The 15,194-nt window shown below is 29.2% G+C and carries 14 protein-coding genes; 10 read left to right on the forward strand and 4 right to left on the reverse strand.

Annotated features, from left to right (window positions below; all coding sequences use genetic code 11):
- The first annotated feature begins 2 nt into the window (after positions 1–2).
- From KO488_RS01445 to KO488_RS01475, 7 genes are all read left to right on the forward strand, one after another.
- On the forward strand, positions 3–830 hold the full coding sequence (locus KO488_RS01445) for a MetQ/NlpA family ABC transporter substrate-binding protein (RefSeq protein WP_216057006.1): 828 nt from the start codon (positions 3–5) through the stop codon (positions 828–830).
- 130 nt (positions 831–960) lie between these two features.
- Entirely contained in the window at positions 961–1,746 is a 786-nt protein-coding gene (gene murI / locus KO488_RS01450) for a glutamate racemase (protein WP_216057007.1), read from the forward strand.
- On the forward strand, positions 1,743–3,734 hold the full coding sequence (locus KO488_RS01455) for a DNA polymerase III subunit gamma/tau (protein WP_216057008.1): 1,992 nt from the start codon (positions 1,743–1,745) through the stop codon (positions 3,732–3,734). Before murI ends, KO488_RS01455 begins: the two co-directional genes overlap by 4 nt.
- 67 nt (positions 3,735–3,801) lie before the next feature.
- Complete coding sequence (locus KO488_RS01460; protein WP_216057009.1) at positions 3,802–4,644, forward strand: thioredoxin domain-containing protein; 843 nt, start codon at positions 3,802–3,804, stop codon at positions 4,642–4,644.
- 15 nt (positions 4,645–4,659) lie between these two features.
- Positions 4,660–5,598, forward strand: coding sequence for a hydroxymethylbilane synthase (gene hemC, locus KO488_RS01465; RefSeq protein ID WP_216057010.1), 939 nt, complete (start codon positions 4,660–4,662; stop codon positions 5,596–5,598).
- 77 nt (positions 5,599–5,675) lie between these two features.
- A complete protein-coding gene (locus tag KO488_RS01470) occupies positions 5,676–6,218 on the forward strand; it encodes a hydrolase (RefSeq protein WP_216057011.1) in 543 nt (180 codons plus the stop codon).
- A 14-nt stretch (positions 6,219–6,232) separates the two neighbouring features.
- Positions 6,233–6,616: a glutaredoxin domain-containing protein gene (locus KO488_RS01475; protein ID WP_216057012.1), complete on the forward strand. Its 384-nt coding sequence runs from the start codon at positions 6,233–6,235 to the stop codon at positions 6,614–6,616.
- A gap of 83 nt (positions 6,617–6,699) precedes the next feature.
- On the opposite strand, the gene prpF is transcribed toward KO488_RS01475, so the two are convergent.
- The 4 genes from prpF to prpB form a co-directional block, all read right to left on the reverse strand.
- Positions 6,700–7,875, reverse strand: a complete 1,176-nt coding sequence (gene prpF / locus KO488_RS01480; RefSeq protein WP_216057013.1) for a 2-methylaconitate cis-trans isomerase PrpF — start codon at positions 7,873–7,875, stop codon at positions 6,700–6,702.
- 123 nt (positions 7,876–7,998) lie between these two features.
- Entirely contained in the window at positions 7,999–10,599 is a 2,601-nt protein-coding gene (acnD, locus tag KO488_RS01485; RefSeq protein WP_216057014.1) for a Fe/S-dependent 2-methylisocitrate dehydratase AcnD, read from the reverse strand.
- A 105-nt stretch (positions 10,600–10,704) separates the two neighbouring features.
- The gene (gene prpC, locus KO488_RS01490; RefSeq protein WP_216057015.1) at positions 10,705–11,853 is read right to left on the reverse strand and encodes a 2-methylcitrate synthase; all 1,149 of its coding nucleotides are present in this window, start codon (positions 11,851–11,853) and stop codon (positions 10,705–10,707) included.
- Between the two features lie 59 nt (positions 11,854–11,912).
- Entirely contained in the window at positions 11,913–12,797 is an 885-nt protein-coding gene (gene prpB / locus KO488_RS01495; RefSeq protein WP_216057016.1) for a methylisocitrate lyase, read from the reverse strand.
- A 174-nt stretch (positions 12,798–12,971) separates the two neighbouring features.
- On the opposite strand from prpB, the gene KO488_RS01500 reads away from it, so the two are divergent.
- The 3 genes from KO488_RS01500 to KO488_RS01510 are packed head-to-tail and all read left to right on the forward strand — an operon-like array spanning position 12,972 to position 15,165.
- Entirely contained in the window at positions 12,972–13,949 is a 978-nt protein-coding gene (locus KO488_RS01500) for a hypothetical protein (RefSeq protein ID WP_216057017.1), read from the forward strand.
- A gap of 2 nt (positions 13,950–13,951) precedes the next feature.
- Entirely contained in the window at positions 13,952–14,587 is a 636-nt protein-coding gene (locus KO488_RS01505) for a LysE family translocator (RefSeq protein ID WP_216057018.1), read from the forward strand.
- A gap of 2 nt (positions 14,588–14,589) precedes the next feature.
- Positions 14,590–15,165 carry a TetR/AcrR family transcriptional regulator gene (locus KO488_RS01510; RefSeq protein ID WP_216057019.1) on the forward strand — a complete coding sequence of 192 codons (576 nt, stop codon included), beginning with the start codon at positions 14,590–14,592 and terminating at the stop codon, positions 15,163–15,165.
- Positions 15,166–15,194 lie beyond the last annotated feature (29 nt).

The following is a 15,194-nucleotide window of genomic DNA, read 5'->3' on the forward strand; positions in this document are numbered from 1 at the left end:
TAATGTTAAAAAATATTTTAAAATTTACGATGGTAGGTGCATTAGCACTTGGAATTACTGCTTGTACAGATACAAAAGAATCTAAAAAAAGTACAGAATCAAAAGTTGAAGCTAAACAAACAACAATCAAAATTGGAGCAACACCAGTTCCACATGTTGAGATTTTAGAAGCTGTTAAACCACTTTTAAAAGCTAAAGGTTATGATTTAGAAATAGTTGAATTTACTGATTATGTAACTCCAAATATTGCAGTTGATGAAGGTGAGTTAGATGCAAACTTTTTTCAACATTTACCATATTTAGAAGAGTTTAATAAAAATAAAAATACTAATTTAGTAAAAACTGTTAATGTTCACTTAGAGCCAATGGGATTATATTCGAATAAAATCAAAGCGTTAAGTGAATTAAAAGATGGTGCATCAATTGCAGTTCCAAATGACCCAACAAATGAAAGTAGAGCTTTAGATATTTTAGTTAAAGAAGGTCTATTAAAATTTAAAGATGTTGATTTTAAAACAGTAGTAGATATTATTGAAAATCCTAAAAACCTTAAAATTAAAGAGTTAGATGCTCCACAATTACCAAGAGTTTTAGATGAAGTTGATGCTGCTATTATTAATACAAATTATGCATTAGCTGCAAACTTAAATCCATTAAAAGATGCTCTTGTTATTGAATCAAAAGATTCTCCTTATGCAAATATTGTTGTAGTTAAAAAAGGAAATGAAAATAAAGAGTATATTAAAGCTTTAAATGAAGTAATAAACTCTGATGAAATTAAAAAATTTATAAATGAAAAATATCAAGGTTCTATCGTAGAAGCTTTCTAATTTAAAGGGGATTTATTCTTATCCCCTTTAACAATAACTCTTAAAATCTAAATCAAAACATTATTCTTCGCTTTAACATATTAGTTATACACTTTTAGTTATAATCTATAAATTTAATTAAAGGTTTTATTTGAAAGTAGGTGTGTTTGATTCTGGACTTGGTGGATTAACTGTTATTAGTGCAATTCAAAAAGTTTTCAAAGGTGCAGATATCTTTTATATAGCTGACACTGCATATGCTCCTTATGGAGAAAAAACAACCCAACAGATTTTAGAACGTTGTGATAATATTACTAACTACTTATTGCAAAAGCATGATATTGAAGCTTTAGTAGTTGCTTGTAATACTGCAACTTCTGCTGCTATTGAGCATTTAAGAAAAAAATTCCCTTTCTTAATAGTAATAGGAACAGAACCTGGAATAAAACCTGCTCTTTTAATTTCTAAGACTTCAAAAATTGGAGTTTTAGCAACACCTTCAACTTTAAAAGGTAATAAATATCAAGAGTTGGTAAATGAATTATCAAGTATTAAAAAAGTAAAGCTTTATGAGCAAGCTTGTATTGGATTGGTTGAGCAAATTGAAAAAGGTGAAATTGATTCAGAAAAAACATTTAAAATGCTAGAAAAATGGTTAAATCCTATGAAAGAGAATAGTGTAGATACTATTGTTTTAGGATGTACTCATTATCCTTTAGTTCATAATGTAATAAAAAAGATCATGGGCGAAAATACAAACTTAATACAAACAGGTGATGCAATAGCAAATAGACTTATATCCTTGAGTTTAGAAAAAGAGCATAAAAATCAAGGTGATTTAAGTATTTCTATTTGTCATACTGGTGAAATTAACAAAAATATGATAGAAAGAATTTTAGATAATAAAAAAATTATAATTAGGAAATGTGATATATGAGTGAATTAGGACAAGAAAGAAAAGTATTAGCTTTAAAATATAGACCTCATAGATTTGAAGATTTAGTAGGTCAAAGTACTGTATCTCAAACTTTATCATTAGCATTAGATTCAAATAGATTATCTCATGCCTACCTTTTTAGTGGATTAAGAGGAAGTGGTAAAACTTCAACTGCTAGAATAATGGCAAAAGCATTATTATGCTCAGAAGGACCTACTTCTAGACCTTGTGAAGTTTGTGATAACTGTGTTAGTTCAAATGCAAATAGACATTTAGATGTTATTGAAATGGATGCTGCATCAAATCGTGGAATTGATGATATAAAAGATTTAATAGAGCATACTAAATATAAACCAAGTTCTGCAAGATTTAAAGTATTTATAATCGATGAAGTTCATATGCTGACTACTCAAGCTTTTAATGCACTTTTAAAAACATTAGAAGAACCTCCTGGTTTTGTAAAGTTTATACTTGCAACTACGGATCCTTTAAAGTTACCTGCTACGATTTTAAGTAGAACTCAACATTTTAGATTTAATAAAATCTCAGATACAGATGTAGTACATCATTTATCACATATTTTAAATGAAGAAAGTATTGACTTTGATACAGATGCCCTAGAAATTGTAGCAAGAAGTGGTCAAGGAAGTTTAAGAGATACTTTAACTTTATTAGACCAAGCAATTATTTTCTCACGTGGAAGAATAACAACTTCGACAGTTGTGGATATGTTAGGATTAATAGATCCTAAACTTATGGATGATATATTTCATGTGATTTTAAATAAAGGTGAAATAACAACAATTATAAAAGAATTAGAAAATTATGATGTATCACAAATATGTGATGAAATGACAATTTATTTAAAAGATAAGATGATTAATAAAGATGCTAAATTTGATTTACTTTTATTTGATAGATTTTTTAGAATAATAAGTGATGCAAAACATCTTTTAGCTATAAACTCTGATGGTGGATTTGTATTAATTTTAACATTAATGAAAATGATTGAAGCTACAAATATAAAAACAATAGAAGATATTATAGCTCAAGTTGAAGATATTAAAGTAAAAGAAGAAAGTATAAAACCTCGTGTAACTAAAGTAGTTGATACAAGTGTTATAGAAAATAAACCTGATGAAATAAAGCCTATTGTAGAAGAAACTCCTTCTTTTGAATCAAATATAACTGAAGAAATAATGGAAAGTATTCCTGAAACAAAAATTGAAGAAGTTACCCAAGCTGATAAAATTCTGATTGAAACTACTTCAATGGTAGATTTATCTGTAATTGATTCAATTCCTGAGGTTTCATATCCTACTCCTTTTGATGATTTACCAACAACTAGAAATGAAGTAGTTAATGTTGAGAAAGCAGTTGAAAGTTCAGAAATAAAAGTTGAAGAAATAATAGAAGAACATAAAGAAATAAATTTACATCAAGAAGTTGAGGTTGTACCAATTGAAGAACCAGAACTTGAAGAAAAAAATGAATTGTATGAACAACTAACATCAAAAGTTTATGATAGAGATTATACTTTAGGTGAATGTTTTGAAAATAACTTTATTTTTAATGGATATGAAGACAATAAACTTTCAATTCTATCTTATGCCCAAGGTGATGATCGGAAATTTTTATATAAACACTTTGCATTAATTAGAACATTTGCTCAAGATGTTTATGGGAATGATGTAGAATTAGACTTTAAAAAGGAAGAGGCCTCCAAAACTGTAAATAAGAGTATAGAAAAAACTACTACAGAAGTTGGAAAAGTAGAAGAAATTGAAGACTCAAATATAGAAGATACAGGTTCAATGATTGAAGAAGTTGAAATGAGTTCAGGATGTGTTGCTGATATGCATAAAAGTTCAACACCTACACCTTCACAGCAAGAGTTACAACTAAATGATATTATTAATTCTCCAATGCTAAATAAGGCAAAAGAGCTTTTTGATATTAAAAAAATAACTGTAAAATCAAGATCTTAGCATTAACCATGTATTAATGCTAAATAGTTAAACTATTAATTAATATTTAATCAAAGGAATAATTATAATGAAAACTGCTTCAAAAGTATTAACACTTGCTGTTTTATTAACTACTAGCTTATTTGCAAGTGTAAGTGATAATAATGTATTAAAATTTGAAAAAGAAAGAATTTCACAAAATCCAAATGTGAAAGTTGAAAATATAAGTATAAATACGAAAAAAGAATTACCTGTAAAAGGTTGGTATGGTTATATAATAGATGTTGAAGCTACAGTAGAAAATAAAACTGTTAATGCAAAAGATATAGTGTTCTCTGATGGAAGATATATTTCATTAGAATTAATTGATTCAGAAAATGGTAGATCTTTAAAAGATTTAGTTACACCATCTTTAACAGCAAAATATTATAATAAAGCAAAATTAATTGCAGGTAATCATAAGGCAAAAGATAAAATTGTAGTTTTCTCAGACCCTTTATGTCCTTTCTGTATGGATTATGTTCCAGAAGTAATTAATCATGTAAATAAAAATAAAGACTCAATCGCTTTATATTATTATCATTTCCCATTATTAAGATTACATCCAGCAGCTGATGCATTATCAAAACTAATGGAATTAGGAAAAGAAAAAGGTATAAAAGATATTGAATTAAAAGTTTATCAAGCTGATTGGGATGAGTACTTTGGTTCAAAAGAGACTGATAATAAAAAGATAATTGCAGGTTTTAATAAAGTATTTAAAACATCATTTACAGAAGATGATATTTCAACAATTGAGAGTTTAGAATCAATTGAAAATGATATTAAGATGGGTGAAGATGTAATGGTTCAAGGAACTCCAACAATATTTGTTAATGGAGAAAAAGATACAATGCGAACTGAATATGGAAAATTAGGTAAAAATAAGTAATAAGGTAAGTAAAAGATGGAAAAATTAGTAATTGCAACAAGAAGAAGTCAGTTAGCTTTATGGCAGTCAGAATTTGTTAAAAATGAACTACAAAAGCATTATCCAGATATGGAAATTGTACTACAAGAGTTTATGACAAAAGGTGATAAAATTCTTGATGTTCCTTTAGCAAAAATAGGTGGAAAAGGTTTATTTACAAAAGAACTTGAAATAGCTATGTTAGAAGGAAATGCTCACTTAGCTGTACATTCATTAAAAGATGTTCCAACTGAATTTGAAGAAGGTTTACAATTAGCTGCAGTTACTAAAAGATATGATCCAAGAGATGCCTTGTTAAGTAATAAATATTCATCTATAAAAGAATTACCAGCAGGAGCAGTTGTTGGAACTACTAGTTTAAGAAGAAGAATGGCGTTAAAACTATTACGACCTGATATTGAATTAAAAGATTTAAGAGGTAATATTAATACTAGAATTGCAAAGCTTAATGCAGGAGAATATGACGCTATTATTCTTGCATCAACAGGTGTTCAAAAACTAGGAATTGAGAATGAAGTTAAATATTTTATTCCAATTTCAACAGATGAAATGATTCCTTCAATGGGTCAAGCAACACTAGGAATTGAAACTACAACTGATCCTAAAGTGATTGAATTAATATCTGTTTTAAATGATAAAAATGCACATATTGAATCTACAATAGAGCGAAGTTTTGTTCATACATTAGAAGGTGGATGTCAAGTTCCTATAGGTGTAAAAGCTACGATTATTGATGATAAATCTGTTAGAGTTCAAGCAATAGTTGGAATGCCAGATGGAAGTGAATCAATTTCTGAAGATATTACAGCAAATATTAAAAATTATGAGAATGTAGGACAAATATTAGCACAGACATTTATAGACCAAGGTGCAAAAGATTTACTTGAACGTGCTGAAAAAGTAGCTTTTAAATAAATTCAAAATTGTCAATATTTTCCAAGATATTTAGATATATAAATAGTATTATATAAAATATATATAAAGGAGTAAAGATGAGAATTAATGTAGAAGATACAGTTTTTTGTTTAGTTGATGTTCAAGAGAGATTATATCCTCATATGACTAATAAAGAGGAAATAGAAAAGAACTTAATAACTTTAATAAAAGGTTTAAAAATTCATTCTGTTCCATTTATTGTAAATGAACAGTATAAAAAAGGAATTGGTGAAACGATTCCAAGTTTAAGAGAATTTGTAGATGCAGATCCTCATTTTGAAAAAACTACTTTTTCTTGTTGTCAAAATGAAACAACAATGGATGCTATTAAAACTGCTAATAAAAAAGTAGTAATTGTTGCAGGTATTGAAACACATGTATGTGTTTTACAAACTTGCATTGATTTACTTGAAGCTGGATTACAACCTGTACTTGTAACAGATTGTGTAACTTCTAGAAAACAAAGAGATACAGATATGGCAATTAAAAGATTAATTCAAGCAGGGGTAATTCCTACAACATATGAATCACTTCTTTTTGAATTAACTGTTAATGCAAAAAATCCTGTATTTAAAGAAATTTCATCATTGGTGAAATAAAAAAGAAGAGTTAAATGAAAAGAATATTTTTTTTGATTTTTTTTATCAGTTTGTTAATAACAGGTCAAGCAAAAGAATTTAATAGTATTAAAGAGATGCCTTCGAATAAAGATATAGTTATTATGTTTAGTATTCCTTCTTGTCCTTGGTGTGCAAGACAGTTAAAAGTTTTAGAAGATATAAAAGAAACAAGAGATAATTTTGAATTTATGAAAGTTCAAGATGACAATATTATATATGATGAATTAATGGAAAACTATGCATTTCCTGTTGAGGTTTATCCTACTTCTTTTATTGTAAATAAAGAAGAGGGTGAATTATATATTAAATATGAATTTCAGGGTTATCAAAAGAAAAGTAGTATTTTAAAAATTTTAGATAGTGATGATGAGTTTTAAAAAATAAAGAATATATAAATAAAAAAGGCTTATGATTATAAATCATAAGCCTTTTTTTATGGAAGTATTTACTAAATTAAATACTAATCCATAGTTCCAGCAGGTACATGAACATTTCCATCCATAATAATTCTAGCACTTCTACTCATAGAAGCTTTTTCAACTATATATTTACCATCTTTTTGTGATAAAGCGGCTCCTACTTTAATAGCTCCACTTGGATGACCAAAAGTAACTGTATCTTTATCTCCACCACCTGCAGCAATATTTACAAGTGTACCAGGAATACAAGCAGCAACACCAATAGCAACTGAAGCTGTACCCATCATTGCATGATGTAATTGTTGCATAGATAAAGCTCTAACGTGTAAATCCATTTCGTGAGCCTTAACTTCTTTTCCTGATGATGTTGTAAAGTCTTGTGCAGGACTTACGAATGCAATTTTAGGAGTATGTTGTTGAGTAAGTGCATCAGAAGCATCTTTCATAACACCCATTTTAAGTGCACCTGCAATTCTAATTTTTTCAAATCTTTCTAAGGCTTGGGTGTCAGAATTGATATCACCTTGTAATTCAGTACCTTTGTATCCAATTTCATCAGCATTTACAAATACAGTTGGAATACCAGCAGTAATCATAGTAGCTTTAAATGTACCAACTCCCTCAACTTCTAAATCATCTACTAAATTTCCAGTAGGAAATAATTCTTCACTTGGATCAACAGGTTCTACGAATTCTAATTGAATTTCTTCAGCAGGGAAAGCAACACCATCGATTTCATAATCACCCATTTCTTTAACCATTCCATTTTCCATTGTTACGTAACAAAGAATAGTTTTTTTGATATTTGCTTGCCAAATTCTTACACAACAAACACCATTATCAGGAACATTATCAACTAAACCTTCATGAATAGCAAATGGTCCAACAGCAGAACTTAAATTCCCACAGTTTCCACTCATATCTACAAAATCTTTATCAATTGCAACTTGACAGAAGTAGTAATCTACATCATGGTTAGCAACATCAGATTTTCCAACTAAAATAGCTTTAGAAGTAGAAGAACTAGCTCCACCCATTCCATCCATTTGTTTTTTATAAACATCAGGAGAACCTACGATTCTTTGTAAAAGTTTATCTCTTTTTTTAGAATCTTCTTGTGCTTCTTTTGGTAAGTCGGCAATATTAAAAAAAGTACCTTTTGAAGTACCACCTCTCATATATGTAGCTTTTACTTTAAATTGTGGTTGGTATGACATTTTATTTTCCTTGAGTTTATTTTTTAAGTGTTTAAAAGTATTTAGAAGAAATTTTTAAATTTCTTCTAAATACTTTTAGGGCAATGCCCTAAAAGTGTTTAGTATTCTTGATATTATTTCTAATTATTTTTTAGAAGAAGCAATAACATCTTTAGCGAATTTTTGTAAAATACCACCATTTTTATAAACATCAACTTCAGCTGAAGTATCTAATCTACAAAGAACAGTAAATTTAACAACTTCACCATTTGCTCTTGTCATTACAACTGTTAAATCAGTTCTTGGAGTAATTTCACCTTCGATATCAAAAGTTTCAGAACCATCAATTGCATAAGTATGTCTAGTATCACCAGCTTGGAATTGTAATGGTAAAACACCCATTCCAACTAAGTTAGTTCTATGAATTCTTTCAATTGATTCAGCAATTAAAACTTCAACACCTGCAAGTCTAACACCTTTTGCAGCCCAGTCTCTTGAAGACCCTTGACCATAGTTAGTACCAGCAATGATAATTAAAGGTTGTTTTCTATTTGTGTAAGTTTCAATAGCTTCCCACATTCTAGATTCAGTACCTTCAGGCATAATTTTAGTTAAAGAACCTTGTTTAGTTTCACCATTTTCATCTTTAACCATTTCGTTAAATAATTTTGGATTTGCTAATGTAGCTCTTGAAGCTGTATGGTGATCACCTCTATGTGTTGCATAAGAGTTTAAATCTTCAACAGGAAGACCTTTTGATAAACAATACTCACCAGATGCAGATGTTGGTAAAATTGCATTTGAAGGAGATAAGTGATCTGTTGTAATATTATCAGGGAATACACCTAATGGTCTCATACCTTTAAGTTCAGGCATTTCCATATACTCAGCTTCCCAGTAAGGTGGCTTATTAATATATGTAGATTGAGTATTCCATTTATAAAATGGTGAAATTTCAGTTCCACTTAATTCACTTTTAGCAAACATTGGATCATAAATTGCATCAAACATTTCAGGTCTTACAGATGCTTTTTCAACTGCGTTGATTTCTGCATCAGTTGGCCATAAATCTTTTAATGTAATAGGATTACCGTTTTTATCTGTACCTAATGAATCTTTTTCAATATCAAATCTAATTGAACCTGCTAATGCATAAGCAACAACAAGTGCAGGAGATGCTAAGAAAGCTTCTTTTACGTAAGGGTGAATTCTACCATCAAAGTTTCTGTTTCCAGATAATACAGCAGTTGAATAAATATCATTATCAACAACTTCTTTTTGAATTTTTGGATCAAGTGCACCTGACATACCATTACAAGTAGTACATGCAAATCCAACAATACCAAATCCTAATTTTTCTAATTCAGGAAGAAGTTTCGCATCATTTAAATATGTTTCAACTACTTTTGATCCTGGTGCTAATGAAGATTTAACCCATGGTTTTCTTTTAAGACCTAATTCATTTGCTTTTTTAGCAAGTAAACCTGCTGCAATAACATTTCTAGGATTAGAAGTATTAGTACATGAAGTAATAGCTGCAATTAAAATTCCACCATCTGGGATTTTATTTTCATCTTCTTCTTTAAAGTCTTTAATTAAACCTTCTTTAACTAAAGTATTTGTAGGTACTAAATGGTGAGGTTTTGATGGACCTGCTAATGATCTTGAAACTTCTGATAAATCAAATGTAATTTCTCTTGCATATGTTGCTTTACTTAAAGAAGTAGCCCATAAACCATTTGCTTTAGCATATGCTTCAACTAATTTAACTTGTTCTGATTCTCTACCTGTTAAAGTTAAGTAATCTAAAGTTTGCTCATCAATACCAAACATAGCAGCACTTGCACCATATTCAGGAGTCATATTTGAAATAGTAGCTCTATCACCTAAGTTTAAGTATTTTAAACCTGGACCAAAGAATTCTAAGAATGCAGAGATTACATTGTTTTCTCTTAAGAATGATGTTAATGTTAATGCAATATCAGTTGCAGTAATTCCTTCAGCTCGAACACCAATAACTTTTACACCAATAACTTCAGGAACTCTCATAAATGAAGGGTTTCCAAGCATAACATTTTCTGCTTCTAATCCACCAACACCAAGTGCATAAACACCAAGAGCATCAACATGTGGAGTATGTGAATCAGTACCAACTAATGTATCAGGAGATGCAATACCATCAATATTATGAATTACAGGAGACATTTTTTCTAAGTTAATTTGATGCATAATACCATTCCCTGGAGGAATAACATCTACATTATTAAATGCTTCTTTTGTCCAGTTAATAAAGTGGAATCTATCTGCATTTCTTCTATCTTCAATATCTCTATTTTTTTGGAATGCTTCTGCATCAAATCCACCACATTCAACTGCAAGTGAGTGATCAACGATTAATTGAGTAGGAACAACAGGATTAACTTGTCTAGGATCTCCTCCACCAGCTTCAACTGCTTCTCTTAAACCAGCTAAATCAACTAATGCAGTAAGTCCTAAAATATCATGAGTTACAACTCTTGATGGGTACCAAGGGAAATCTTTATCAGTTCTTTTTTCAATTAATTGAATTAATGAATCTTTTAAATCTTCACTAGGACATTTTCTAAGTAAGTTCTCTGCCAATACTCTTGAAATGTAGTTTAGTTTTTCAAAAGAACCAGGAGTAATGTCTTCAACAGCAGCTTTTACATCATAAAAGCTTGTGTCAAAACCTTCTAATTTTTTTAGATATTTATCATTTGTCATATTTTATATCCCTTTATATAATTAAAAAAAAGGATGAGCATATAAACTCATCCTTTTAGTGTTTGTCATTTAGTTTTTACTATGTGACACTAGAATATTTAAGTATTATGCTCTATCCGCTAAAGGAACGAATTTTAAACCTTCAGGTCCTGTATATGTAGCAGAAGGTCTAATGATTTTTCCATCTTCTCTTTGCTCAATTACGTGTGCACCCCATCCAGTAACTCTTGAGATAATGAAAATTGGAGTAAACATATCTGTTGGAATTCCCATTTGGTTATAAGAAACTGCTGAGAACCAATCTAAGTTAGGGAACATTTTCTTTTTATCCCACATAATAGATTCAATTCTTTCAGCAACGTCATACATTAACATGTCGTTGTTTTCTTTAGATAAATCTTCAGCAACTTTTTTAATTACAACGTTTCTTGGATCACAAGTAGTATAAACTGGGTGTCCAAATCCGATAATAATTTCTTTTTTAGCCATTCTTTCTAAGATATCTTTTTCAGCTTCATCTGCTGAAGAGTATCTTTCTTGAATTCTAAATGCAACTTCATTAGCTCCACCGTGTTTAGGACCTCTTAAAGCTCCAATTGAACCAGTAATACATGAGAACATATCAGAATTTGTTCCAGCAATTACTCTTGAAGTAAATGTTGAAGCATTAAATTCGTGTTCAGCATAAAGAATTAAAGATACGTGCATAGCTTTAACCCAAGATTCTCTTGGTTTTTCACCATGTAATAAATGTAAGAAGTGACCACCAACAGTATCATCATCTGTAACTACATCAATTCTTTTACCATTATAAGCATAGTGGTACCAGTATAAAAGAATAGAAGAAAATGATCCCATTAATCTATCAATGATATCTTGAGCTTCATTTTTAGGATGATCTTCTTTTTCTTGATCAAGAGCACCAAGTACTGAACAACCAGTTCTCATAACATCCATTGGATGACAAGTTTTTGGTAATTGTTCTAATGCAACTTTAACACCATTTGGAATATCTCTATAAGATCTAAGCTTTTGTTTATAAGCATCTAATTCTGCTTGATTAGGTAATTTTTCATGTACAATTAAATATGCAATTTCTTCGAATTCTGCTTTATCAGCAAATTCTAAAATATCATATCCTCTATAATGTAAATCATTTCCACTTTTTCCAACTGAACAAAGAGCTGTATTTCCTGCTGAAGTTCCAGAAAGTGCAACTGATTTCTTTGGTTTAAATCCTGTAGGTGTACTCATAATCTTTTTCCTTTTTATAGTTATTAATTAATATGTTTTCTTTAATTTAATAAAGCGAATTACTTCGCTTTACTTTGTGCAAATAATGCATCCATTTTTTGCTCATATTCGTGGTAACCTAACATATCGTAAAGCTCCATTCTTGTTTGCATTAAGTCTAAAGTACCTTCTTGTGTACCTTTTTCTCTTAAGTCTTGGTATACAGTTAAAGCAGCTTTATTCATTGCTCTAAATGCTGATAATGGGTAAAGTACCATTTCAATACCAACTGAACCTAATTCTTCAGTAGTAAACATTGGAGTTGCACCGAATTCAGTAATATTTGCTAATACTGGAACTGTCATTTGATCACAAAATTCTTTATATTCTTTTAATGTATGAACAGCTTCTGCAAAAATTGCATCTGCACCAGCTTCAACATAAGCTTTTGCACGAGCAACTGCTGAAGCTTGACCTTCAGATGCGTGTGCATCAGTTCTTGCAATAATATAGAAATCTGGGTCTAATTGCATTTTTGCATCAACCGCAGCTCTAATTCTGTCACACATTTCTTCAGTAGTTACTAACTCTTTATTAGGTCTGTGTCCACATCTTTTAGCAGCAACTTGATCTTCAATATGAAGTCCAGCAGCACCAGATCTGATAAATTCTTTAACAGTTCTTGCAACATTGAATGCATGTCCCCAACCTGTATCAGCATCAACAATTACTGGTGTATCACATATAGAAGTAATTCTTCTAATATCAATACAAACATCTTCAATCATTGTCATACCTAAATCTGGTAAACCATATGATGCATTTGCAATTCCTCCACCTGAAAGGTAAATTGCTTTATAACCAACTTTTGTAGCTTGTAATGCTTGGTATGCATTAATTGTCCCTACGATTTGTAAAGGAGTCTCTTCACTTAAAGCTTTTCTAAATTTTTTTCCTGCGCTCATATATATCCTTCAATATTTATTTGTGATTTATTATACATCATTTCTACATAGTAGTAATGTATTATTTCTGTATTGCAAAATACAACTTTTTCTACTATTGAGCTAATATGTACAATATTTGTTTTTATGCTTTAAAATGGTACAATCATCAATAAAGTTTATAAAGGTATAAGAATGAATTACAAAAGTTCAATTGATAAATTCATAGAAATATTTAAAAGATCAAACCTAAGTATTTCTAAATTTGCATCATTAATAAATAAGGATAGAAGAACGGTTACCTCGTGGATTGACAATGTTACAGATATTGAGCCTAGTAATGAAATAAAAGATAAAATCTGTACGATTTTTAGATACCCAGATTATATATGGGAAGAGGGTTGTAATAGTGATGAGTTCTTAAAATCAATAACACAAATCCCTCAAAAAGAAGTTAGAATTATTGATGAAGACTATTATGGGCGTTTAAAATACATAATGGAGCTAGAACAAAACAGAAGATTTGTTATTCAAGCACAGTTCCCTGGACCTATGTATAGAGATACGGCTGTACAAGAAGTGTACAGAACTAAGAGCAGTAAAGACATAGAAGAACTGAAATTAGCAAGAATTGACCAAATGCTTAGATATGACTATGATACTACAGAGTGGTACTCTATTAAATCAGTTTTATCTTTTTGTTTTGCAAGTATTGGTAACTTTTATTCTAAAGAAGAGAAGATTAAAATATTAGAACTTATATATGAGTTATTCAACAATAACTATAATAAAAAACTTTTTCTTTTTGATTCCTTCTCAAGAAAAATATATGGAATGGAAACTACATATATTTCAATAAATGTAAAGCAAAAAATACTTTTCTTTAAATCCCCAATTGAATCTGTATTTATTGAAATAAGAAATAAAAATTTAGTTGAAAGAATGCATAAGTATTATAGTTCACCAATAGAAGCACCTTCTCATGTTAACTTTTTAGAATCTGTAAAGATTATAAAAATATTACAAGATGCTTTAAAATATAATAATACTTTAGTTCAAGCTTATGAGATCATTAATAGAACTACAGATTATGGTGAACTTTTCTATCATAACTTATCTATTGATTTACAAAAAGAAGTAAGTGCTCCAAAACCAGGTCAGCGAAGAAATTAATTATGGATTATTCAAGTTATATAAATGAATTTTCAATTATTGTTGCTGCTTTACTCTTAGCCCTATTATCTCCTGGACCAGATTTTGCAATGATTTTAAAGCAAAGTATTACATATGGAAAGCGTGCATCAATTATCTCTAGTATTGGTATAGGTTTAGGAATTTCTGTGCATGTTATATATACTGTCTTGGGGATTGGTTTAATTATTTCAAAATCAATCATTTTATTTAATATAATCAAATATTTAGGTGCAGCTTATTTGATTTATCTTGGATATAACAGTTTAAAATCAAAGGGAATGAAACTTAATGTTGAGGAGGGGTCTTTTACAAATGATATAAGTGATTTAAAATCTTTTTCTATTGGTTTTTTATGTAATGCTTTAAATCCAAAGGCAACTTTATTCTTTGTATCAATTTTTACAGTTGTTGTAAATATTGATACTCCTATGTATATTCAAGCAATTTATGGAATATTTTGTATTTTTGCAACGATGTTGTGGTTTATTGGTATATCTTTAATTTTAAGTAAAAAAAGTGTTAGAAAATTCTTTAATTCTTTTGGCATATGGTTTGATAGATCAGTTGGTGTTGTACTTATTGCTTTAGGTATAAAAGTTGCATTGAGTAAAGGATAATTATGAGTAGTTCACGAGATAAATTATTAGATATAGCACTTGAAGAGATTTATCAAAATGGTTATCATGGTACATCAATAGATAAAATTCTTAAAAAAGCATCAATGAATAAAGGTTCTATTTATCATTTTTTCAAGTCAAAAAAAGAGCTTACTCTTGCAATTATAAATGAAAGAATAAGTATATATATAGAAGATAAATATACCGTTTTATTTAAATATGAAGAAAACATTATTGATGAGTTAATAAAACTTATTAAAAAAAGAGATAATTTTAATTTTATTTCTGGTTGTAAACTTAATAACTTTGTTCAAGAATTATCCTCAAGTGATAATGATTTTAAGTTATCTCTTGAAAAAGTTTATTTTAGATTTGAAGAGATTATCGAAGAAGTTTTAATAAAAGCTGTAAGTAAGAATGAAATAAAACATGATGATCTTAAAGCTTTATCTATCTATATAGTTGCTTCAATTGAAGGCTGTTTAGGCACAGCTAAAAAATCACAAGATGAAAAAATATTTGAAACTTGTATCTCTCAACTAGAATTTTTTCTTAACAGTTTAAAAACTTCAAAATAAATATCTTACGAATATTAACTAATTAGTTA

Source organism: Poseidonibacter lekithochrous (assembly GCF_018861145.1).
GTDB classification, from domain to species: domain Bacteria; phylum Campylobacterota; class Campylobacteria; order Campylobacterales; family Arcobacteraceae; genus Poseidonibacter; species Poseidonibacter lekithochrous_A.

What these genes read in the sequence shown, in the direction of transcription:
- KO488_RS01510 (WP_216057019.1), top strand. Translation starts at nt 14,590, where the DNA reads ATGAGTAGTTCACGAGATAAATTATTAGATATAGCACTTGAAGAGATT.
- prpF (WP_216057013.1), bottom strand. Translation starts at nt 7,875, where the DNA reads ATGTCATACCAACCACAATTTAAAGTAAAAGCTACATATATGAGAGGT.
- KO488_RS01475 (WP_216057012.1), top strand. Translation starts at nt 6,233, where the DNA reads ATGAAAAGAATATTTTTTTTGATTTTTTTTATCAGTTTGTTAATAACA.
- KO488_RS01455 (WP_216057008.1), top strand. Translation starts at nt 1,743, where the DNA reads ATGAGTGAATTAGGACAAGAAAGAAAAGTATTAGCTTTAAAATATAGA.
- hemC (WP_216057010.1), top strand. Translation starts at nt 4,660, where the DNA reads ATGGAAAAATTAGTAATTGCAACAAGAAGAAGTCAGTTAGCTTTATGG.
- KO488_RS01500 (WP_216057017.1), top strand. Translation starts at nt 12,972, where the DNA reads ATGAATTACAAAAGTTCAATTGATAAATTCATAGAAATATTTAAAAGA.
- KO488_RS01460 (WP_216057009.1), top strand. Translation starts at nt 3,802, where the DNA reads ATGAAAACTGCTTCAAAAGTATTAACACTTGCTGTTTTATTAACTACT.
- KO488_RS01505 (WP_216057018.1), top strand. Translation starts at nt 13,952, where the DNA reads ATGGATTATTCAAGTTATATAAATGAATTTTCAATTATTGTTGCTGCT.
- acnD (WP_216057014.1), bottom strand. Translation starts at nt 10,599, where the DNA reads ATGACAAATGATAAATATCTAAAAAAATTAGAAGGTTTTGACACAAGC.
- KO488_RS01445 (WP_216057006.1), top strand. Translation starts at nt 3, where the DNA reads ATGTTAAAAAATATTTTAAAATTTACGATGGTAGGTGCATTAGCACTT.
- KO488_RS01470 (WP_216057011.1), top strand. Translation starts at nt 5,676, where the DNA reads ATGAGAATTAATGTAGAAGATACAGTTTTTTGTTTAGTTGATGTTCAA.
- prpC (WP_216057015.1), bottom strand. Translation starts at nt 11,853, where the DNA reads ATGAGTACACCTACAGGATTTAAACCAAAGAAATCAGTTGCACTTTCT.
- prpB (WP_216057016.1), bottom strand. Translation starts at nt 12,797, where the DNA reads ATGAGCGCAGGAAAAAAATTTAGAAAAGCTTTAAGTGAAGAGACTCCT.